At 64.0% G+C, this 22,097-nt stretch carries 19 protein-coding genes and 1 pseudogene; 16 read left to right on the top strand and 4 right to left on the bottom strand.

Annotated features, from left to right (window positions below; all coding sequences use genetic code 11):
- Positions 1-10: 10 nt before the first annotated feature.
- The 3 genes from rfaE1 to ACFQX9_RS38250 all read left to right on the top strand — a co-directional run bounded on the left by rfaE1 (position 11) and on the right by ACFQX9_RS38250 (position 4,843).
- Positions 11-1,483: a D-glycero-beta-D-manno-heptose-7-phosphate kinase gene (gene rfaE1, locus ACFQX9_RS38240; RefSeq protein WP_377792175.1), complete on the top strand. Its 1,473-nt coding sequence runs from the start codon at positions 11-13 to the stop codon at positions 1,481-1,483.
- Complete coding sequence (locus ACFQX9_RS38245) at positions 1,480-2,769, top strand: O-antigen ligase family protein (protein ID WP_377792129.1); 1,290 nt, start codon at positions 1,480-1,482, stop codon at positions 2,767-2,769. The genes rfaE1 and ACFQX9_RS38245 overlap by 4 nt, the downstream gene beginning before the upstream one ends.
- A gap of 85 nt (positions 2,770-2,854) precedes the next feature.
- A complete protein-coding gene (locus tag ACFQX9_RS38250; protein WP_377792130.1) occupies positions 2,855-4,843 on the top strand; it encodes an SDR family NAD(P)-dependent oxidoreductase in 1,989 nt (662 codons plus the stop codon).
- Here ACFQX9_RS38250 and ACFQX9_RS38255 read toward each other — a convergent pair.
- Positions 4,755-5,528, bottom strand: a complete 774-nt coding sequence (locus tag ACFQX9_RS38255) for a glycosyltransferase family 2 protein (protein ID WP_377792131.1) — start codon at positions 5,526-5,528, stop codon at positions 4,755-4,757. The two genes, ACFQX9_RS38250 and ACFQX9_RS38255, sit on opposite strands and share 89 nt — an antisense overlap.
- Positions 5,529-5,630: 102 nt before the next feature.
- A complete protein-coding gene (locus ACFQX9_RS38260) occupies positions 5,631-6,590 on the bottom strand; it encodes a lysylphosphatidylglycerol synthase transmembrane domain-containing protein (RefSeq protein ID WP_377792133.1) in 960 nt (319 codons plus the stop codon).
- Positions 6,591-6,812: 222 nt separating this feature from the next.
- Between ACFQX9_RS38260 and ACFQX9_RS38265 the strand changes: the two are divergent.
- The 10 genes and pseudogenes from ACFQX9_RS38265 to ACFQX9_RS38310 form a co-directional block, all read left to right on the top strand.
- Positions 6,813-7,076, top strand: a pseudogene (locus ACFQX9_RS38265) (UDP-glucuronate 5-epimerase); the annotation flags it as partial.
- Positions 7,077-7,083: 7 nt separating this feature from the next.
- Positions 7,084-8,496, top strand: coding sequence for a mannose-1-phosphate guanylyltransferase/mannose-6-phosphate isomerase (locus ACFQX9_RS38270; RefSeq protein ID WP_377792134.1), 1,413 nt, complete (start codon positions 7,084-7,086; stop codon positions 8,494-8,496).
- Positions 8,497-8,680: 184 nt separating this feature from the next.
- On the top strand, positions 8,681-9,685 hold the full coding sequence (locus ACFQX9_RS38275; protein ID WP_026233387.1) for a Gfo/Idh/MocA family protein: 1,005 nt from the start codon (positions 8,681-8,683) through the stop codon (positions 9,683-9,685).
- A 39-nt stretch (positions 9,686-9,724) separates the two neighbouring features.
- On the top strand, positions 9,725-10,876 hold the full coding sequence (locus ACFQX9_RS38280) for a DegT/DnrJ/EryC1/StrS family aminotransferase (protein WP_377792176.1): 1,152 nt from the start codon (positions 9,725-9,727) through the stop codon (positions 10,874-10,876).
- A 43-nt stretch (positions 10,877-10,919) separates the two neighbouring features.
- Complete coding sequence (murJ, locus tag ACFQX9_RS38285; protein ID WP_377792135.1) at positions 10,920-12,446, top strand: murein biosynthesis integral membrane protein MurJ; 1,527 nt, start codon at positions 10,920-10,922, stop codon at positions 12,444-12,446.
- Positions 12,447-12,608: 162 nt separating this feature from the next.
- Positions 12,609-13,025 carry an SRPBCC family protein gene (locus tag ACFQX9_RS38290; RefSeq protein ID WP_085348818.1) on the top strand — a complete coding sequence of 139 codons (417 nt, stop codon included), beginning with the start codon at positions 12,609-12,611 and terminating at the stop codon, positions 13,023-13,025.
- A gap of 285 nt (positions 13,026-13,310) precedes the next feature.
- A complete protein-coding gene (locus ACFQX9_RS38295; protein ID WP_346732157.1) occupies positions 13,311-13,589 on the top strand; it encodes a DUF1127 domain-containing protein in 279 nt (92 codons plus the stop codon).
- A 277-nt stretch (positions 13,590-13,866) separates the two neighbouring features.
- Positions 13,867-16,176: a xanthine dehydrogenase family protein molybdopterin-binding subunit gene (locus ACFQX9_RS38300; protein ID WP_368507608.1), complete on the top strand. Its 2,310-nt coding sequence runs from the start codon at positions 13,867-13,869 to the stop codon at positions 16,174-16,176.
- Positions 16,177-16,264: 88 nt separating this feature from the next.
- Positions 16,265-16,711, top strand: coding sequence for a cytochrome c (locus ACFQX9_RS38305; protein WP_085383980.1), 447 nt, complete (start codon positions 16,265-16,267; stop codon positions 16,709-16,711).
- A gap of 289 nt (positions 16,712-17,000) precedes the next feature.
- Positions 17,001-18,296 (top strand): cystathionine gamma-synthase family protein, encoded by a 1,296-nt coding sequence (locus ACFQX9_RS38310; protein WP_377792136.1) that lies wholly within the window; start codon positions 17,001-17,003, stop codon positions 18,294-18,296.
- Positions 18,297-18,374: 78 nt separating this feature from the next.
- Here the strand turns inward: ACFQX9_RS38310 and ACFQX9_RS38315 are convergent, their stop codons facing one another.
- On the bottom strand, positions 18,375-18,791 hold the full coding sequence (locus ACFQX9_RS38315; protein ID WP_007602019.1) for a CHRD domain-containing protein: 417 nt from the start codon (positions 18,789-18,791) through the stop codon (positions 18,375-18,377).
- A gap of 155 nt (positions 18,792-18,946) precedes the next feature.
- Here ACFQX9_RS38315 and ACFQX9_RS38320 point away from each other — a divergent pair, with 155 nt between their 5' ends.
- Complete coding sequence (locus ACFQX9_RS38320; RefSeq protein WP_377792138.1) at positions 18,947-19,876, top strand: c-type cytochrome; 930 nt, start codon at positions 18,947-18,949, stop codon at positions 19,874-19,876.
- Positions 19,877-19,900: 24 nt separating this feature from the next.
- Here ACFQX9_RS38320 and ACFQX9_RS38325 read toward each other — a convergent pair whose 3' ends face one another.
- On the bottom strand, positions 19,901-20,146 hold the full coding sequence (locus ACFQX9_RS38325) for an Lrp/AsnC family transcriptional regulator (protein ID WP_007602021.1): 246 nt from the start codon (positions 20,144-20,146) through the stop codon (positions 19,901-19,903).
- Between the two features lie 129 nt (positions 20,147-20,275).
- Here ACFQX9_RS38325 and thiD point away from each other — a divergent pair, with 129 nt between their 5' ends.
- Together thiD and ACFQX9_RS38335 are read left to right on the top strand one after the other, a co-directional pair.
- Positions 20,276-21,076, top strand: a complete 801-nt coding sequence (thiD, locus tag ACFQX9_RS38330; protein ID WP_377792139.1) for a bifunctional hydroxymethylpyrimidine kinase/phosphomethylpyrimidine kinase — start codon at positions 20,276-20,278, stop codon at positions 21,074-21,076.
- Between the two features lie 206 nt (positions 21,077-21,282).
- Entirely contained in the window at positions 21,283-22,095 is an 813-nt protein-coding gene (locus ACFQX9_RS38335; protein ID WP_085383974.1) for a UDP-2,3-diacylglucosamine diphosphatase, read from the top strand.
- Positions 22,096-22,097 lie beyond the last annotated feature (2 nt).

Genomic DNA, 22,097 nt, shown 5'->3' on the forward strand with positions numbered 1-22,097 from the left:
GCCGACGCCCATTCTCAATTTCGATGCCCTCGCGCAAGCCATCTCAGGCTGCACGGTGCTGTGCATCGGCGACATCATGCTGGACGAGTTCGTCTATGGCGAGGTGTCGCGGATATCGCCGGAGGCGCCGGCGCCTGTCATCGCGGCCCAGCGCAGCGAGATCCATATCGGCGGCGCCGGCAATGTCGCGCGCAACGTCGCCGCGCTCGGCGCGCGCTGCATCTTCGTCGGCCTCGTCGGCGAGGACGAGGCGGGCAGGCAGCTCGCCTCGACGCTTGCGGAGCAGGGCGCCATCGAAAGCGTGCTGGTGTGCGATCCCTCGCGTCCGACCACGCGAAAAGTGCGTTTCGTCTCCGAGCATTTTTCCACGCACATGCTGCGTGCGGATTGGGAGCAGGCACAGCCTGCTTCCGATACGATCGAGACCAAGCTGATCGAAGCGATCCTGCCGCAGATCGCGCGCGCCGACATCGTGCTGCTGTCCGACTACGCCAAGGGCGTGCTGACCGCCCGCGTCATCCGCCACACCATCGACGCCGCGCGAAAACTCGGCAAGCCCGTGATCGTCGATCCCAAAAGCCTAAACTGGGCGATCTATCGCGGCGCGACGGTGCTCACGCCCAATCGCAAGGAATTTTCGGAAGCGACCCGAAGTCGCGCCGACACGCCGCAGAGCATCGTCGATGCCAGCGAGGACCTGATGCGGCTCGCCGATTGCGAAGCGATCCTGGTCACCCAAGGCGAGCACGGCATGACGCTGGTGCCGCGCAACGGCGAGGCCGTTCACGTTCCGGCGTTTCCGGTCAAGGTGCGCGACGTCTCCGGCGCCGGCGACACCGTTGCCGGGGCGCTCGCGGTGTCGCTCGCCACCGGCGCGGACTGGGACACGGCGCTGCGCATGGCCAGTGCCGCGGCCGCCGTCGCCGTCGGCAAGCAGGGCACCGCCAGCGTTACTGCGGCCGAGCTGAAGCGAAAGATATTGCCGCATGCCTATCACGCGGCCGAGGAGAAGATCGTGCTCGAGCCCGGCGCGCTCGACCCGCAGCTCGCGGAATGGAAGAAGCAAGGCCAGCGCGTCGGCTTCACCAATGGCTGCTTCGACATCCTGCATCCCGGCCACGTCAAGGTCCTGACAGCGGCGCGCTCCGCCTGCGACCGCCTGATCGTAGGGCTGAACAGCGACGCCTCGGTACGGCGGCTGAAGGGCGCCGACCGCCCCGTTCAGGACGAGCGAGCGCGTGCGGAAGTGCTGGCGGCGCTCGAAGCCGTCGATCTCGTCGTTATTTTCGATGAAGATACGCCGATCGACCTGATCACCCGCATCAAGCCGAGCGCGCTGATCAAAGGGGGCGATTACACCCGCGAGCAGGTGGTCGGCCATGAGGTCGTCGAGGCCGCGGGCGGGACGGTGGTGCTGGTCGACATTCTCCAGGGCTTCAGCACGACCGCCCTGGTTCATCGCGCGCGGGGAGAGAGCAAGTGACGGCACTAGCGCGGGACTCGGTGTGGGGGAGGGTGCAGCGGCGCCTGCGCAGTCCAGCAGCCTGGTCCGAGACGGTCGATCTGTTTGCCATACTGACCGCGGCCTCGCTGCCGTGGTCGACGTCACTGGCGGCGATCTTCAATGTCGCGATGCTCGCTTGCATGGTGCCGTTTCTCGACGTCAGGGACTTCCTGCAGTCGCTGAAGCGACCGATCTGCGCGCTGCCGATCGCGCTGGTCCTGCTCGCGCTGGTCGGCACGCTGTGGTCGGGGGCGCCCTGGGGCGCGCGGTTTTACGCCGTGAACCCGACGACGAAGCTGCTTGTGCTCCCGGTCCTGATCTATCATTTTGAACGTTCGTCGCGCGGGCATCTCGTGTTCATCGCATTTCTGGCTTCGTGCGCGCTGCTGTCGGTGATGTCCTGGCTCGTGTTTTTCCATCCCACGCTCTCGCTGAAGCCGCCTGATGAACCCAATTCGCGCGGCATCTTCGTGAAGAACTATATCGACCAGAGCCAGGAATTCACGCTATGCGCGGTCGGGCTCGCCTATCCGATCGTGAAGCTGCTGCAGCAGAAGAGGGTCTGGCTGGCTGCGCTACTGGCGGCCATTGCGCTCAGCTTGTTCATCAACATGGCCTTTGTGGTGATCTCGCGCACCGCACTCGTGACCGTACCGATCATGCTGGCCGTCTTCGGGCTGCTGCATTTGAAATGGCGCAGCGTCCTGGTCATCTTCGCGGCTCTCGCGGCCATCGCCGCGCTGACATGGAAGACCTCGTCGACGCTGCACAACACGATTGAAACATTCTCCGTGCAGTACGAGCTCTACAAGGACAAGGGCATCCCGACATCGATCGGACTTCGGCTCGAGTTCTGGCGCAAATCGCTGGGTTTCTTTGCCGAGGCGCCGGTCTTCGGTCACGGAACCGGCTCCACGCGCGGCCTGTTCGAGCAGGCTGCGACCGGGGGCCCCCACCAGGCCTCAAGCGAGGTGATCGGCAATCCTCATAACCAGATGCTGAACGTGGCCGTGCAATGGGGCGTTGTCGGCATCATCATACTGTATACCATGTGGGCGGTGCATCTCCTCCTGTTCCGCGGCGACGCGCTCGCCAACTGGATTGGGTTGCTGGTCGTTGTCCAAAACGTCTTCACTTCGCTCTTCAATTCCCATCTTTTCGACTTCCATGAAGGCTGGATGTACGTGCTTGGTGTCGGTGTAGCCGGCGGCATGGTGTGCAATTCGCGCCGGACCGGCCGGAGCCCGGGAGAAGGCCGCAACTGAGCTTCAGGGCGCTGGCAAGTCCCCGACAGATGGGGTATCAGCGCGATCAGGTTGTGTTGAAGAACTGGATATAGTCGGCCGGCAGATGACGCGTCTTTCGCATCTTACCTTGCGCAATTTCCTGATCGCGCTTCACGACGTGGTGGCGACGGCCGCGGCCCTGTTCGTTGCGTTCTATCTACGCTTCGAGGGTGGTGCGGGCTTCACGGCCCGCTTGCCGCTGCTGCTCCAGATCTTGCCCTATTTCCTCGCCTTCAGCGTGGTCGTCTTCTACGTCTTCAACCTGACGACAACGAAGTGGCGCTTCATCTCGCTGCCCGATGCGCTGAACATCATCCGCGTCGCTACGGTGCTCACCGTCGCCCTTCTCGTGCTCGACTACATCTTCGTCGCGCCGAACGTGCACGGCACCTTCTTTCTCGGCAAGATCACCATTGTCCTGTACTGGTTCCTGGAAATCTCCGCGCTAAGCACGCTGCGGCTGACCTATCGCTATTTCCGCTATACTCGCGTGATGCACCACGTCAGGAACGAAAATGCCGCAGCGACGCTCCTGATCGGACGCGCCGCCGATGCCGAGGTCGTGCTCCGCGGCATCGAGAGTGGCGCCATCAAGCATCTGCGGCCGGTCGGGGTGCTGTCGCCGTCGCGCTCCGATCTCGGCCAGCTCATCCGCAACGTGCCGGTCGTCGGCCCGATCGATGACATCGAGGACGTCATCGCCAGCTTCGCCAAGCGCAATAAGCCGATCGCCCGGGTAGTGATGACGCCGTCTGCGTTCGCACCGGAGTCGCATCCAGAATCTGTGCTGATGCGGTCGCGGCGGCTTGGCCTGATCGTCAGCCGCCTGCCGTCGCTTGAGCAGGGGGATATGCCGCGGCTCACCTCGGTTGCGGTCGAGGACCTGCTGCTGCGGCCGAGCGAGACGATCGACTACGCGCGGCTGGAAGCCCTGATCAGGGACAAGGGCGTTATTGTCACCGGCGGTGGCGGCTCGATCGGCTCGGAGATCTGCGAGCGCGTGGTTGCGTTCGGCGCGGCGCGTCTCCTGATCGTCGAGAATTCGGAGCCGGCCCTTTATGCGGTCACCGAGGCGCTCGCCGCGCGCGGATCCGGCGCCGAGATCCAAGGTCGGATCGCCGATATCCGCGACCGCGAGCGTGTCATGCGTCTGATGGCGGAGTTCAAGCCCGACATTGTGTTCCATGCCGCGGCGCTCAAGCACGTGCCGATCCTTGAGCGGGACTGGAGCGAGGGCGTCAAGACCAACATCTTCGGTTCGATCAACGTCGCCGATGCGGCGCTTGCCGCCGGCGCCGAGGCCATGGTGATGATCTCGACCGACAAGGCGATCGAGCCTGTCTCGATGCTTGGTCTGACCAAGCGTTTCGCGGAGATGTATTGCCAGGCGCTCGACCACGACCTGGTGGCGCAGGCCGGCGGCAGCAAGCCGGCGATGCGCTTCATCTCGGTCCGGTTCGGCAATGTGCTGGCTTCGAACGGGTCGGTCGTGCCGAAGTTCAAGGCGCAGATCGAGGCTGGCGGTCCGGTTACCGTGACGCATCCCGACATGGTCCGGTATTTCATGACCATTCGCGAAGCCTGCGATCTCGTCATCACGGCCGCCACCCACGCGCTCGGCGCCAAGCGTTTCGACGTTTCGGTCTATGTGTTGAACATGGGCCAGCCGGTGAAGATCGTCGATCTGGCCGAACGGATGATCCGGCTCTCGGGTTTGCAGCCCGGCCACGACATCGAGATCGTGTTCAGCGGCATGAGGCCGGGCGAGCGGCTGAACGAAATTCTGTTTGCCTCTGAGGAGCCGACCGTCGATATCGGGGTCGCTGGCGTCATGGCGGCGAAGCCGAATGAACCGCCGATGCAGACGCTGCGCAAATGGATCTCCGCGCTCGAGCTCGCCATCGCGCATGACGATCGCGCCACCATCAGGACAATCCTGAAAGATGCCGTTCCGGAGTTCGGGGTCAACGCGAGCGCCGCATCCAGAGGGATGCCGGCGAGCGGAGCTGAAAGATCCGCCGGGCAAAGCGCAGGAAGAACGCGGCGTCGATGACCGGCGCGTTCAGATGCCGCTGGCGCGACCGCAGGCACTCCAGATTGCCTCGCAGGGTCACGCGCCAGCCGCTGGTGCTGATGCCGCCCATCTGGAAATCGGCGATGACGCGCGGAAGGTAGGCGACCCGGTAGTCGTTCAGCGCCAGCGTACGCAGCATGTAATCGTAGTCGGCGGTCGTGACATAACTCAGATCGTAGTCGCCGACCGTCTCGGCGACCTGGCGCCGCATATAGAACGTCGGATGCGGCGGGACCCAGCCGAGCTGAAACGAGTAGCGACCGTAGTGCCCGCCACGCCAGGCTCGCACGAGAGCCTTGGATTGATGATCGGTGACCATGTCGAGGTCGCCATAGACGACGTCCGCTTGTTCCAGCGCCGCCGCGATCGCCGCCAGCGCGCCGTCGTCGTGGAACGTGTCGTCCGAATTGAGGAATCCGATCGCGTCGCCCTTGAACAGATGCAACCCCTTGTTCATGGCGTCATAGACACCCTTGTCGTGCTCGGAGATCACGCGGATCTCGCTGGACCCGAACGACTCCACAACCTTCAGCGTCGCATCCTTCGAGGCGCCGTCGACGACCAGCATCTCCTTGTCGGGATGGGTCTGGGCGAGAAAGGATTCGATGGTGGCGCCGATCGTCGCCTGGGAGTTGTAGCTGGCTGTGATGACGCTGATCTTCATTCCGGATCCGTGATGCTACGCGCCGGATACTATAGGAAACAGCTCCGAAGATTGATAGGTAACCGCCGCGGTCGCTTGCTTTCGTGCCGGCCTTGTGAACCCTTATTGACGCACCCCGAGCGGCGCCGATCCCTGCGCGGCTTTCTCGGCGCTGAGGATCCAGACCAGACCGCCGATCGCGCCGACGATGAAGTACACGGCGCCGAACAGCAGCGAGACGTTGACGCCCTCGTTTGCGGCCAGGCCCGCGAAGCCGAACGCGAGGCCCATGGTGGCTTCCCGCACGCCCCAGCCGGCGATCGAGATCGGCATCATCGTGATCAGCATCACCGGTGGCACCAGCATAAAGACGTCGCTGAATCCGACCGGCGCGGCGATCGACTGCACGACGCACCAGGCGACCACGACGGCCAGCACATGCACGGCGAGCGACAGGATCACGACGGCCGGTCCGCGCGAGCGGCTGAAGAGCACGCGGTTGGCGATCACGGCACAGGCGTGGATGTGATGCGTGGCCCACCAGGTTTTCAGCCAGTGCCATTTCAGCGCGCCGAAGACCAGAAAGCCGAGGCCACCCGCGAGCGCCGCGAGGTCGACGAGCAGCAGCGCCGAGCGCCCGTGCGGATCAGCGATGAGGCCGTAGCTCCAGGGCAGGCTCGCGACGATCATGATCGCGAGCGCGATCAAACCGATCGCGCGGTCGACGAAGATCGAGTAGGTCGCAGCGCGCCAGCCGGCGCCGGCGCGCGCGACGAGCCACAGCCGGACCGCATCGCCGCCGATCGCCGAGGGCAAGGTCTGGTTGAAGAACGATCCGATCACGTTGTAGCGCATGGCCCGGCCGAGCTCGAGCGGGGCGCCGCATGCGGCGCTGATCTCGCGCCAACGCAACACGCCGACGAAGATTTGCAGGAACGTGATCGCGATCGCCAGGCCGATCCAGAACAGGCTGGTCACGGTGAAACGCGAAAACAGTTCGGACAGATCGACCTTGCGCAGCGCCAGGTATAGCAGCGCTCCGGAAATCAGGATCTTGGCCGTCGACAGCAGGATTCGGCGCATTTCGCCCGCATGAACAAGGGATTTGAAGCAACCCGACGCAAGGCGCCGAATTCGGCCGCTTTGGTATGGTTTTGGCGCTGATCTTGCAATAGCGGTGATCAGGAGCCCGCATGCCGGGCGGCCGGCTATTGCGGCCCCGTCGATGCGGAGGCTAAAGAGGCGCCGCGGGCGAAAGATCGAGCGACGGATCGGGCGAAGCGGTCCTTGGGAACAGGATGAGGGATCACCGCAGATCGTCCGGCTGCCGCAAATGCGCCGTCTAAGGTCTACAATGTCGGAAACCACCACCCGGAAGAGCTGATGCACGTCGTCGGAGTTCTGGAGCTGGGTCGGACGGCGATCAAAGAATTGCCGCCGAGAGACCTTTTGGAAACGTCCGCGGATGTCGATGATCTGATGCGCGATACCGGCTTTGCACCGTCAACGCCGATCGCGCACGGAATTCGTAATTTTGTCACCTGGTATCGGAACGACCTCAAGGTTTGAAATGACGATGGACAAACGCATTATCCCCCTGATCATGTGCGGCGGTGCCGGAACGCGGCTGTGGCCGGCTTCGCGCGAGGTGCGGCCCAAGCAGTTCCTGCCGCTGTTCGGCACGCGCTCGACCTTCCAGGACACGCTGCTCCGCGTCTCGGAAGCCTCGCTGTTCGATCGCCCGATCGTCATCACCAATGCCTCCTACCGCTTCATGGTGCTGGAGCAGCTCGCCGAAATCGGCATTGAGGCCGACGTGATCCTCGAGCCGATGCGGCGCGATTCCGGTCCTGCGATCGCCGCCGGCGCGGTGTTCGCGCAGAACCGCGCCAGTGAGGCGATCGTGCTCGCGCTCGCCGCCGACCACGTGGTGCAGGACAATGCCGCCTTCGTCGCGGCGTGCCGCCAAGGCCTCACCGCCGCGAGCGCCGGGCGCATCGTCACCTTCGGCGTCAAGCCGGAGCGGCCGGCGACCGAATACGGCTATATCAGCCCGGGGGAGGTCATCTCCGGCGAGGTGCACGCGGTCGCGCGCTTTGTCGAGAAGCCGGATGCGGTGAAGGCGGCCGACTACCTAAATTCCGGCTATCTCTGGAACAGCGGCAATTTCATGTTTCCGGCCAGCGTATTGCTGGACGAATACCGCAAGGTCGATGCGGCGAGCGTGGAGACCATCTCCAATGCCGTGACCAATGCCGGCCGCGATCTCGGCTTCGTGACGCTGGAGCCCGAGGCGTTCGGCGCGGCCAAGGCGATCTCGATCGACTATGCGGTGATGGAGAAGACCGCGCGCGCCGCGGTCGTGCCGGTGTCCTGCGGCTGGTCCGACGTCGGCTCCTGGCACGCGGTGTGGGAATTGTCGGACAAGGACGCGCAAGGCAATGCTTCCCATGGCACCGCCGTGTTCGAGGATAGCCGCAACTGCAACGTCACCACCGATGCCGCGCTGGTCGCACTCGAAGGCGTTGACGATCTCATCGTGGTCGCGACCGCGGACGCGGTGCTGGTCTCGCGCCAGAAGGATGCCAACGGGCTGAAGCGGCTGGTCACAAAACTCAAGTCGGTCGCACCGAAGGTCACCGAGGAGCACCTCAAGGTGCATCGGCCCTGGGGCAGCTACCAGTCGGTCGACAATGGCGAGCGCCACCAGGTCAAGCGCATCGTGGTGAAGCCGGGCGGGCGTCTGTCGCTGCAGAAGCACCATCATCGCGCCGAGCACTGGATCGTGGTCCGCGGCACAGCCCGCGTCACCGTCAACGACACCGTCAAAAGCGTGCACGAGAACGAGTCGATCTACATCCCGATGGGCGCGGTACACCGGATGGAGAATCCCGGTAAAATCATGCTGGAGCTGATCGAGGTCCAGACGGGAAGCTATCTCGGGGAAGACGACATCATCCGGATTGAAGACGACTATCAAAGGTCGTAACCAGCACACTCCGAATCACGCGACCCGGGCCAAAAGAGTGGTCTCTTCCAAATGCTTAGGCCCGGGGAACGTGTAACTGTTTGAATCAAATCGTGTCCGGACCGCTAGCTCCGCATTCGCCACAAATGTGGCGTCCGTGCTAGAAGCGCCCCCGGGGATTTGCGTTGAATCGGGGTTTGCTCAAATGAGTTCCACAGGATCTGCACCGGCAAAGGCCGGCTTGCGCGTCGGCGTCATTGGCGCCGGCGTGATGGGGAGCAACCACGCACGCGTGCTCGCGGGTCTTCCCGGCGTCAGCCTCGTCGGCGTCGTCGATCCTTCGCCGGCACATCGCACGCGGGCGATGGAGCTTGCCAATTGCGCGAGCTTCGAGACGCTCGACCAGCTCTTGGCCGAAGGCGTCGATGCCGTCACCATTGCGGCGCCGACCCATCTGCATCACGAGGTCTCGCTCGCCTGCATCGCCAAGAACATCCACGTGATGGTCGAGAAGCCGATTGCGTCCACGGTCGCGGAAGGCCGCGAGATCGTCACGGCTGCGCAAAAGGCCGGCGTGACGCTGATGGTCGGCCATGTCGAGCGCTTCAATCCAGCCGTTGCCGCCGTCAAGCAGGCGATCGCGGGCGAGGATATTCTGTCGATCGCGATCACGCGCGTCGGCCCATTCCCGCCGCGCATGTCCAATGTCGGCGTCGTCATCGATCTTGCCGTGCACGACATCGATCTGATCCGCTGGTTCACTGAATCCGACATCGTCGAGGTGCAGCCGCAATTGTCGAGTGCGGTCGCCGAGCGCGAGGACATCGCGCTGCTCCAATTCCGCACCGCCAACGGCGTGCTCGCCCACATCAACACCAACTGGCTGACGCCGTTCAAGGCGCGCAGCGTCACGGTCGCGACCCGCGGCAAATACGTGATGGGCGATCTCCTGACGCGCCAGGTCACCGAATGTTTCGGCTTCAAGCCTGACGGCAGCTATTCGATGCGGCATCTGCCGGTCGGCCATGACGAGCCGCTCCGCGCCGAACTGATCGCGTTCCTCAAGGCCGTGCGCAACGGCGAGACGCCGGCGGTCACCGGCGACGAAGGCGTCGCCAGCCTCGAGATCGCGACGCAGTGCCTGGAAACGCCGTCGCGGCCCGCCGCCAAGTCGTCCGCCCTCAAGGGCCCGCGCCGCGTCGCCGGCTGATCCCATTCCATGTTGACCGATCAAAACCCGCAAGGCGCCATGAACCAGCATCTGCGTTCCGAACCCATTCCCTTCATCGACGTCGCCTCGCAGCGCCGCCGGCTCGGCGACTCGCTCGATGCCGCCGTGAAGCGCGTTCTCGATCATTGTCAGTTCGTCAACGGCCCTGAAGTCGCCGAGCTCGAGAAGCAGCTTGCGGCCTATTGCGGCGCCAAGCACGTCATCGGCTGCGCCAGCGGCACCGATGCGATCCTCATGGTGATGATGGCGAAGAATGTCGGGCCTGGCGACGCCGTGCTGTGTCCGTCCTTCACCTTCATCGCGACCGCTTCGCCGGTGGCGCGGACCGGCGCGACGCCGGTTTATGTCGATGTCGACGAAGCGACCTTCAACATGAGCCCGGAATCGCTCAAGCGCGGCATTGCGACCGCCCGCAAGGCCGGCCTCAAGCCGGTCGCGGTGATTCCGGTCGATTTGTTCGGCCAGCCCGCCGATCACGATGCCATCGCGGAGATCGCCAAGGCCGAAGGCCTGTTCGTGCTCGATGATGCAGCCCAAGGCTTTGGCGCGAGCTACAAGGGCCGCAAGCTCGGCACCTTCGGGCTCGCCACCGCGACCAGCTTCTTCCCGGCAAAGCCGCTCGGCTGCTTCGGTGACGGCGGCGCGATCTTCACCGATGACGACGAACTCGCGGCGACGCTGCGCAGCATCCGTGTGCACGGGCAGGGCGTCGACAAATACGACAACGTCCGCCTCGGCCTGACCGGCCGGCTCGACACCATGCAGGCCGCGATCCTGATCGAGAAGCTGAAGATCTTCGACGACGAGATCGCCGCCCGAAACAAGGTCGCCGAGCGCTACGCGCGCGGTCTCAGCAATGTGGTCACCGTGCCGCGCGTGGCGCCCGGCAATACGTCGGTCTGGGCGCAGTACACGATCCGCCTTCCTGAGGGCACCGACCGCGACGGCTTTGCCGCCGCGCTGAAGGCCCAGGGCGTGCCGACGGCGATCTATTATGGCAAGTCGATGCATCAGCAGACCGCCTACAAGCAGTATCCGGTGGCCGAGGGCGGCCTGCCGGGCTGCGAGAGCCTGTCGCAGGACGTCATCAGCCTGCCGATGCATGCCTATCTGACCGAAGCCGATCAGGAGCGAATCATCGCGGCCGTGCGCGGCGCGCTTTCAGCCTGATTTCCCCGTTTTGCTGCGCGAGCTCTTCCTTTAGAAGGGAACGATGCTCGGACGTATCTTCACGGTTGGTGGCTACACGCTGCTCTCGCGGCTGACGGGATTTGCCCGCGACATCATGCTTGCGGCGATTCTCGGTGCCGGCCCCGCGGCCGACGCCTTTTTCGTGGCGCTGCGGCTGCCCAACCATTTCCGTGCGATCTTCGCCGAGGGCGCCTTCAACGCCGCCTGGGTGCCGGCCTATGCGCACGTGCACGGTGAGCGCGGGGAGGGGGCGGCAAGATTGTTCGCCGACCGCATCTTCACGCTGCTGCTGGCCTCGCAGGTGGTGCTGCTGATCGTCGCCTGGGTGTTCATGCCGCAGGCCATGAGCATTTTGGCGCCCGGCTTTTCCGAGGACGCCGAGCAGCGCAAGCTCGCGATCGAGCTGACCCGGATCACCTTTCCCTATCTGTTGCTGATCACGCTGGTGACGCTCTATGGCGGCATGCTCAACGTGATGCAGCGCTTTGCGAGCGCCGCAGCCGCGTCGATCTTCCTCAACATCTCGATGATGATGACGATGGCACTCGCCGCATGGTTTCCCGGCGCGGGCCACGCTGCCGCCTGGGGTGTCCTGATCTCGGGTTTTTTGCAGTATTTCCTGCTCGCCGGCGATCTCGCCCGCCATGGCGGCCTGCCGCGCTTTGCGCCGCTCAAGCTCGACGAAGACGTCCGCGCATTCTTTAAAGCACTCGGGCCGGCGACGCTGGGCTCGATGGGCACGCAGCTCGCGCTGTTTGCCGACACCATCATCGCGACTTTCCTGCCGGCGGGCGCGCTGTCGGCGCTGTATTACGCCGACCGTCTCAACCAGCTCCCGATCGGCGTGATCGGCATTGCCATCGGCACGGTGCTGCTGCCGGAGATGTCGCGGCGGATCACGGCCAACGACCATGACGGTGCGATGAAGGCGCAGCGCCGCGCGTTTGATTTCACGCTGCTGTTCTCGGTGCCGTTCGTCGCCGCCTTCCTCACCGTGCCCGACGCGATCATGCGCGCGCTGTTCGCCCGTGGTGCGTTCTCGAACGCCGATGCCGCCGCTGCCGGCGCCACGCTCGCGGCCTATGCCATCGGCCTGATCCCCTTCGTACTGATCCGCAGCGCGGTCGCGACCTTCTACGCGCGCAAGGACACGGCGACGCCGGTGCGGGCGTCGCTGACCGGCATCGCGGTCAACGTCGCCTTGAAAATTGCCTTGATGGGATCGCTGGCCCAGATCGGGCTTGCGCTGGCCACTGCCGTCGGCGTGTGGACCAACCTGCTGCTGGTACTGTTCTTCGCGGTGCGGCGAGGCTTTCTCGTGCCGGACCGCGCCTGGCTGTTGTCGCTCGTCAAATTCCTGCTGACCGGGATTATCCTGGCCGCCGCCTTCTGGCTCATCGCGCGCTTCAGCAGTCCTTCGTTGGGCGCGATGCACTTCCGGGACGAATTGACGCTGCTTCTGCTGGCCGTCGGAGGTACGATCGTCTATGCGCTCGCCATCCTTGCGCTGTTCGGGCGCCGCTGGCTGGTCTCACTGGTGCGGGGTTAACTTTTCATATTTTCAACGCATTGACGGCTCGAGCTTGTCGGCACGGGCCAGTCTCGATCGTCCTTGGATGGACACATCTCGGAAGTGCGGCGGATGGACCCTGCACACGTGACGTGATGCCGTCACCTCGAGCCGGCAAAATTCGAACCAGGAGCACTGTTTATGAGGATCACCGTCGAAACCAACGTAGCAGCCCCCATCGATCAGGTCTGGCGCGCTTATACGACGCCTGCCGACATCATGAAGTGGAACGCCGCGTCCGACGACTGGCATACGACCAAGGCGACCGTCGACCTGCGAGAAGGCGGTGTCTTCTCGTCGCGCATGGAGGCCAAGGACGGCAGCATGGGCTTTGACTTCGCCGGTACCTACACGAAAATCGTCGAGCACAAGCGGATCGAATACGCGTTCGGCGAGCGAAATGCGGAAGTCGAGTTTGTGCCCGGCCCGAAGGGCATTCTGGTTCGCGTGGTCTTCGATGGCGAATCGACGCACTCGGTCGAGCAGCAGCAAGGCGGTTGGCAGGCAATCCTCGACAACTTCGCACGATACGTGGAAGCGAAGCAGACGAAGTCCTGAGGCGTGCGTAGGGGCAAGAAAGCGCCAGAATAAGGGGCTCGCTTCCAGGGTGCAACCGACCTCCACACATCTCTTGATTTTGCGCGATTGCTGTGGTAATTGCGGCGCATGATCAAATCAGCGCGCAAACTCAACCGCAACCACATGACCCGCTTCGGCCGGGCCGTGGAAGGAGTCGCGCGCTAGAAATTCGACGACGACATCTTTTCACCAGGCCCCGCCGGCATCGGACGGGGCCTTTTGTTTGGCCACGCTTCCCTGGCGGCACAACAGCAGGAGCGTGCGATGCCACCCCAACAGACGATCATGACATCCGAGCCGGAGAGGCTCCCCCTCGAGCTTGCCTCGACGTGGAGCATCCCAGGCTTGCTCGCGCGATACTGGCGTGCGCTCCAGGACTGGCGCTGGCGGCACGGCCCACAAATCGCCTTGCGGGACCTGAGTGACCGGGAGCTGATGGATATCGGCCTGACGCGCGGCGAGATCGACTACATCTCGCCGGAACGGGCTATCGATAGGCTGAGGGATCACGCCAGAGATCTATGGAGCCGCGGGGGGATGTAACTGATGAGCCATCCGAAGCGGAGATGCGCTTTGCGAGCAAGCAGCCGTCAGCACGGCTGCTTGTTCTCAGGCGTGCACTGCGGGCGGGTTCGGCAACTATCATGCCATCAAGCGGACCGTTCCTCACGGCGAAATGACCGAGTTGCGGCGCTCCCGTTCCATCCTGCTCTGACAGGTGAGGGCGCTGGACGGTTTTCGCATGGCTAAACCCGTTTGCCTTGCCAGTTTTTCCACGGCAATATGCCGGCAAAACAACCATGAGAAACGGGACGAGAAAATGGCGGCTCCCATCAAGTTCGGCGTTGGCCAAAGCGTGTTGCGCAAGGAGGATGACGCGCTCATCCGCGGCAAGGGCCGCTATACCGACGATTATGCGCCGCAGGCCGTGCTTCACGCCCTGATGCTGCGCTCGCCGCATGCGCATGCCAAATACACCATCGATGCGAGCCGCGCCCGCACCCTTCCCGGCGTCGCGCTGATCCTGACCGCCGATGACGTTGGGGATCTCGGCAATCTGCCCTGCCTGTTCAATCTCGAGACAGATCCCTTCACCGGCCCGCCTTACCCGATCCTCGCCAAGGACGAGGTGCGCCATGTCGGCGATTCCATCGCCTTCGTGGTCGCCGAGACCATCGACCAGGCCCGCGACGCGATCGAGGCGATCGAGGTCAAATGGAGCCCGCTGCCGGCAGTGACCGGCGTCGTCAATGCCGTGAAGAAGGGCGCGCCGCAGGTCTGGCCGGACAAGCCCGGCAACGTGCTGTTCGACGTCTCGATCGGTGACAAGAAAGCGACCGAAGCTGCCTTTGCGAAAGCGCATGCGGTGGCCGAGATCTCGATCGTCAATCCGCGCGTGGTCGCGAACTTCATGGAGACGCGCGCGGCGGTGTGCGAATACGACGCCAAGCGCGACCATCTGACGCTGACGGTCGGCAGCCAGGGCAGCCATCGCCTGCGCGATATCCTCTGCCAGAACGTGCTCAACATTCCGACCGACAAGATGCGGGTGATCTGCCCCGACGTCGGCGGCGGCTTCGGCACCAAGCTGTTTCCCTATCGGGAATACGCCCTGTTGGCAGTCGCCGCGCGAAAGCTGAAGAAGGCGGTGAAATGGGCGGCCGACCGCACCGAGCATTTCATGGGCGACGCGCAGGGCCGCGACAACGTCACCACCGCGAAGATGGCGCTGGCCGAGGACGGCAAGTTCCTCGCGATGGATTGCGACCTGATGGGCGACATGGGCGCGTATCTGTCGACCTTCGGGCCCTATATCCCGCATGGCGGCGCCGGCATGCTGCCGGGCCTCTACGACATCCAGGCGTTCCACTGCCGGGTGCGCACCATCTTCACCAACAGCGTGCCGGTCGATGCCTATCGCGGCGCCGGGCGGCCCGAGGCTGCTTACGTCATCGAACGTCTCGTGGACGCCTGCGCGCGAAAACTCGACATGACGGTGGATGCCATCCGCCGCAAGAATTTCATCCAGCCGAAGGCGCTGCCCTACAAGACCGCGACCGGCAAAGTCTACGATTCCGGCGACTTCGCCGCGCATCTGAAGCGCGCGATGGAGATCGCCGATTGGAAGGAGTTTGGCAAGCGCGCCAAGGCGGCCAAGAAGAACGGCCTGATCCGCGGCATCGGACTTGCGAGCTATGTTGAGGTCTGCGGCACCATGGGCGAGGAGACCGCCAATGTGCGGATGGACCCCAATGGCGATATCACCGTCCTGATCGGCACCCAGTCGAGCGGGCAGGGCCACCAGACCGCCTATGCGCAGATCGTTGCCGAGCAGTTCGGCGTGGCGCCCGAGCGCGTGCACGTCCACCAGGGCGACACCGACATGATCGCCACGGGCCTCGGGACCGGCGGCTCGGCTTCGATCCCGTCGGGCGGTGTCAGCGTCGAGCGCGCGACCCGCGAGCTCGGGCAGAAGCTGAAGGAAATCGCGGCCCAGGCGCTGGAAGCCAGCGCCGGCGACCTCGAGATCACCGACGGCATCGTGCGCATCGCCGGCACCGACCGCTCGATCTCGTTCGCCGATCTCGCCAAGCGACCCGGCGCGGATCCCTCGAAGCTGAACGCGAGCGCGACCTTCGCCAGCGCCGACGGCACCTATCCCAACGGCACCCATGTGGCGGAGGTCGAGATCGATCCGGCCACCGGCATCATCAAAATCGTCAACTACGTGATCGTCGACGATTTCGGCATGACGCTCAATCCACTGCTGCTGGCCGGCCAGGTCCATGGCGGCGCCATGCAGGGCATCGGCCAGGCGCTGATGGAGCAGGTGGTCTATGGCGCGGGCGACGGCCAGCTCGTCACCGCGACCTTCATGGACTACGCGCTGCCGCGCGCGGCGGACGGCCCGGCCTTCGTGTTCGAGACGGCCAACGTTCCCTGCAAGACCAATCCGCTGGGGGTGAAGGGCGCGGGCGAGGCCGGTGCGATCGGGTCCTGCCCGGCGGTCGTCAACGCCATCGTCGACGGGCTGTGGCGCGAATACAAGATCGACCACATCGACATGCCGGCGACCCCGGAACGGGTGTGGATCGCCATCAACGAGCACCATCGCCGTCACAGCCTGTGACAATCTTCCACGGGAATGAAATCTGCCGAGCGGTGTTGGCCCATTGAGGGGTCAGCACGATCCTGCATCAAGGAAAGGGATTTTGCGAATGAAGCGAGTGTTGGTGGTTGGGGGTGCGCTCCTGCTCGGTATGGGCGCGGTTTGGGCACAACAGGACTCCGTCAAGGAAGTGCAGACTCTCATGAAGGGCAACGGCAAGAACGCCGGCGCAGTGGCGGCCATGGTCAAGGGCGAGAAGCCCTATGATCAGGCCACTGTGGACAGCGCGCTGGCGCAGTTCGAGGACACCGCCAAGAAGCTGCCGCACCTGTTTCCGGCGAGCGCAAAGGGTATGAAGCCCGACGGCGACTACAGCGCCTCGCCGAAGATCTGGGAGGACAAGGCCGGGTTCGATGCCAAGGTCGCGAGCTTCGCCAAGGTCGTCGGCGAGGCCAAGGGCAAGATCAAGGATCTCGACTCGCTCAAGGCGAATTTCCCCGCGGTCGGCAAGGAATGCGGCGGCTGCCACGAGACGTTTCGTGTGAAGAACGGTTGACGGAAGAAAAAGATTCGTAGCCCGGATTGCGCTTTGCTCCATCCGGGCTACTAGGAATCGGGAAAAAGCGGTTGCGAAAGCAGCCGCTTTTTCCATGTCGGCGCGCAGCGCTGCTGGAAATTCTATCCGCAAGGCCTGACGGATCGCTGCCGGAGCAGCTATCTTTGCTCCAGCCGCCGCGGCATTGGCGTGAGCTTTTGACGCTGACGCATCTCTCTCCTGACTGCGTCACGACATCAGGAGTTCCAACCCGCGGCGAGCGCCTCAATCAGCAACAGCGAGACAAGCCATGGTAAAACCGTTCCCGTCTAAGACGCACATCGGCAACCATATGCTGCATCCGGAAACGCTGATGCTGACCTATGGCTACGATCCGCAATTGTCGGAAGGCGCGGTCAAGCCGCCGGTGTTCCTGACCTCGACCTTCGTGTTCAAGACGGCCGAGGACGGGCAGGACTTCTTCGATTTCGTCTCCGGCCGGCGTGAGCCGCCGGAAGGGATGGGCGCAGGCCTGGTCTATTCGCGTTTCAATCACCCCAACAGCGAAATCGTCGAGGACAGGCTCGCGATCTACGAGCGCACCGAGAGCTGTGCGCTGTTCTCATCCGGCATGGCGGCCATCGCGACCACGATCCTGGCGTTCGTCCGCCCCGGCGACGTCATTCTGCACTCGCAGCCGCTCTACGGCGGCACGGAAACGCTGCTGACGAATACGCTTGCGCGTCTGTCGATCGGCGCCGTCGGCTTCGCCGATGGCGTCGATGAAGCCGTGATCAGCCAGGCCGCGGAGGAGGCCATGCGCAAGGGCCGGGTTTCGATGATCCTGATCGAGACCCCGGCCAACCCGACCAACGGGCTGGTCGACATCGCGATGATGCGGCGTGTCGCTGAGAGCATCGGAAAGACCCAAGGACACGTTCCGATCATCGCCTGCGACAATACGCTGCTCGGACCGGTGTTTCAGCGACCGATCGAGCACGGCGCCGATATTTCCCTGTACTCGCTCACGAAATATGTCGGCGGTCATTCAGATCTGATCGCGGGCGCCGCGCTCGGCGCGAAGGCGGTGGTGAAAGGCATCAAGGCGCTGCGGGGCGCCATCGGCACCCAGCTCGATCCGCATTCCTGCTGGATGATCAACCGCTCGCTCGAGACGCTGAGCCTGCGCATGGAAAAGGCGGATGCGAATGCGCGCCTCGTGGCGGACTATCTGCGCGATCATCCCAAAGTGGCCAAGGTGCACTATCTCGGTCATCACGACGCGGCGTCGCCGGACGGACTTGTGTTTGCGCGGCAATGCTCGGGGGCAGGGTCCACGTTCTCGTTCGACATCGTCGGCGGCAAGGCCGCCGCCATGAAATTCCTCAACGCGCTGCAAATCCTCAAGCTGGCGGTGAGCCTTGGTGGAACGGAGTCGCTTGCGAGCCTGCCTGCCACCATGACCCACTCCGGCGTCCCCGCTGACATCCGCCGGAAGATCGGCGTGCTCGATTCCACGATCCGGCTGTCGATCGGCATCGAGCACCCGTCGGATTTGATCGCCGACCTCGCGCAGGCGCTGAACGCAGCCGAACCTGAGGTGTGACGCCTGCGCCAGCGCTACGCGGAATCGAAAAGGGCGGTTGCGCAAGCAGCCGCCCCTTTTGTTGGATCGCTCGAAAGCTTACTTCGTCACCTGACCGCGGATCTCGCCGCCCGGATTGGCCGCGGTGTGGATGTTGACGTAGAGTTTGCCGCCGAGCAGATCGGCGGCCTGCGCGTCGGTCAGCGTCGCCGAGCCCTCGGCCGGGCTGGTCGCAGCGCCTGGGATCGGGATCGCAACGCCGGCGTTCTTGCCGGGCTCGGCAGGTCCGTGGAAATGCGCGGCGGTGGCGGGCCCGGACAGGCCGGAATAGGTGACCTTCCAGGACAGCTTCTTGCTGGCGGCGTCGTAATCCAGATCGGCCGTTCCGGTGCCGCTGCTGGTCGTTGCGGGGACCTCGGACTTGGCGTCGAGCGTTGCTTTCAGCTTTTCCGCGCTGGCCGAACCCGCAAAAGCAACGGCGCCAAGCACTGACATGGCGATGACGATCTTGTTCATGATTTTTCTCCCTGCTGAACCCGTTTGGGCTGCCAAACTTCCAACAGCCGGCATTGCAGTTTATTCCCGTTTCAGGCCGCGGTGGGCTAAATTCTTCGTGGCTGGAGCCGCGAGGACATCGGTCATAAGCTTCGCCGCGATGACGAAAGGACCGCATGTTGCGACGAACAATCTCCGTGGCGCTGCTCGCCGCACTCGCCACAGCCGGCGTCTATTGGTGGCTCAGCGCGCCGGTGGGGGCGGCCGTCGGCACCGCGCCTGCCCGCGTCCCTGATCTTGCCAATGGCCAGGTGATGTTCAACGCCGGCGGCTGCGCCTCATGCCATGCCGTCCCCGACCAGCCCGATCGTCTCAGGCTCGGCGGCGGCGTCGCGATCAAGTCGCCGTTCGGAACGTTCTACGCGCCGAACATCTCGTCCGATCCGACCGATGGCATCGGCAAATGGAACGATGCCGAATTCGTCAATGCGGTGATGCACGGGGTCTCGCCGGACGGAGGGCATTATTTTCCGGCCTTTCCCTATACGTCCTATCAGCACGCCAGGCGCGAGGACGTGATCGATCTCTTTGCGTACCTGAAAACGCTGCCGGCCGTCGCAGGCAAGGTGCGCGACCACGATGTGCGCTTTCCGTTCAACATCCGGCGTAACGTCGGCATTTGGAAATTCTTATTTCTGGACGACAAGCCCTTCGTCCCCGACAGCGCGAAGTCACCGCAGTGGAATCGCGGCGCCTATCTCGTCAACAGTTTTGGCCATTGCGCGGAATGCCACAGCCCGCGCAACGCGCTTGGCGGCATCACCGCCGCACAACGCTTCGCTGGAGGCCCCAATCCGGAAGGCGAGGGATGGGTGCCCAACATCACCCAGAAGGGCCTTGGCGAGTGGAGCGCGAAGGATATTGCCTATTTCCTGAAGACCGGCGAATTGCCCGACGGCGACAGCGTCGGCGGCGCGATGACGCGGGTGATCAAGAACACCTCGCAACTGCCGGACGACGATCTCGCGGCGATGGCGGACTATCTCAAATCGCTGCCGCCGGTGGACGGTCCGCCGCGTCCCAAGCGCAAGGAGGGCGGCGCCTGATCAGGCCCGCTCTTTTCCGGACGGTCAACTCGCGCCAAACGCCTTGAAGGTGATGATGGTGAGGGTGTCCTGGATGCCGGGCAGCACCTGCACCTTCTCGTTGACGAAGTGGCCGATATCGGTGTCGTTGTCGACGTAGAACTTCACCAGCAGGTCGTATTGCCCGGCCGTGGAATAGATCTCGGAGGCGATCTCGGCTTCGGCAAGCGCATTGGCGACCACATAGGATTGGCCGAGCTTGCATTTGATCTGGACGAAAAAGGGAACCATCGCGGTCACTCCGAAAGCATATCTGACGGCTAATAGGCCAAACCCGGCCGGATTTAGCAAGCGAACTTGCTGGGCTGGGAGAGGCGCGCTAGGACGGGCCATGGCTTCGAAAACGCTGAAGATCGCCCCATGACGACACCCGTAGCGCTGACCATTGCCGGCTCCGATTCGAGCGGCGGCGCCGGCATCCAGGCCGACCTGAAGACCTTCGCCGCGCTCCGCGTTTTTGGCGCTTCGGCCATCACGGCGCTGACGGCGCAGAACACGCGCGGCGTCACCGGCATTCACGCGGTGCCCGCCGAATTCGTCACCGCGCAGATCGACGCGGTGTTTTCCGATCTCGAGGTCGGCGCGGTCAAGATCGGCATGGTGGCGCAAGCCGCCAGCATCGATGCGATCGCGGCCGCGCTGTCGCGCTGGGCGCCCGGGCATATCGTGCTCGATCCCGTGATGGTGGCGACGTCGGGCGATCGCCTGCTCGCGTCCGATGCCGTCGATGCCCTGCGCATCAAGCTGATGCCGCTGGCCTCGGTGATCACACCCAATCTGCCCGAGGCCGCGGCTCTGCTCGACGAGCCGGTCGCGGCCAGCGAGGCCGAGATCGAAAGCCAGGGGCGCCGGCTGCTGGCGCTCGGCTGTCGTGCGGTCCTGATCAAGGGCGGCCACGGCGAGGGCGCCGAGAGTATCGATTATCTCGTCGATGCCAGCACCACGATCGCGCTCGCCGCGCCGCGCGTTGCCACAAGCAACACCCATGGCACCGGCTGCTCGCTGTCCTCGGCGGTCGCCGCAGGGCTCGCCAGGGGCGAGGATCTCGAGCGCGCCGTGCGCAACGCCAAGGCCTGGATCAGCGCGGCGATCGCGGCCGCCGATCGCTTCAGCGTCGGCCACGGCCACGGCCCGATCCATCATTTCCACAAATTTTACTGAACGCCGCTCGCGAGCGCGCCACCGCTAGTCCGTCCCGCCATGCAGCTCCGGGTTCTTGCGGAGGGCGCTGCGACGCCATGTCGCCTGATTGTCGCATGCGACTGATATTCGCGGGGTGGGCGAGGCAAGCGCGATTCGTATCTGAGGGTGCCTCAAAGGTTCGATTGGTCATCCCCCTGTCACGGGACATTGTTACAGGCTGGCGCATGGGAAGTTACGATGTGAGTGACGAGAGCCCGGAGCGGCGCTTTCGCACGTTGTTCATCTCCGACGTTCATCTCGGAGCCCGCGGTTCTCAAGCCGATCTTCTGCTCGATTTCCTGCGTTTCCATGATGCCGACACGATCTATCTCGTCGGCGATATCGTCGACGGCTGGGCGCTGAAATCGAGCTGGCATTGGCCGCAATCGCATAACGACCTCGTCCAGAAGCTTTTGCGCAAGGCGCGCAAGGGCGCCAAGGTCATCTACATCCCCGGCAATCACGATGAGTTCCTGCGCAACTATTACGGCACGCATTTCGGCGGCATCGACGTGGTCGAGAACACCGTCCACATCGGCGCGGACGGCAGGCGTTATCTCGTCATCCACGGTGACATCTTCGACCTCGTGGTGCAGAACGCACGCTGGCTCGCCCATCTCGGCGACAAGGCCTACGATTTCGCGATTCAGCTCAATCGCTTCGTCAACTTCTTCCGGCGCATGTTCAAGGTGCCCTATTGGTCGCTGTCGCAATGGGCCAAGCAGAAGGTCAAGAACGCCGTCAACTATATCGGCGCATTCGAGCAGGCACTCGCTGCCGAGGCACGGCGCCACGACGCCGACGGCGTGATCTGCGGTCACATCCATTACGCGGTGATCCGCGACGAGGGCGGAATCCGCTACATGAATTGCGGCGACTGGGTCGAGAGCTGTACGGCGCTGGTCGAGCACGACGACGGCCATTTCGAGATCATCACCTGGGCGGACCAGGCCGAGAAGCCGGCACAGGTCCCGCAGGTCGCAGCCAGAGCTGCATGACA

It is taken from the genome of Bradyrhizobium sp. GCM10028915, assembly GCF_042666195.1.
In the GTDB taxonomy this organism is placed as follows: Bacteria; Pseudomonadota; Alphaproteobacteria; order Rhizobiales; family Xanthobacteraceae; genus Bradyrhizobium; species Bradyrhizobium canariense_D.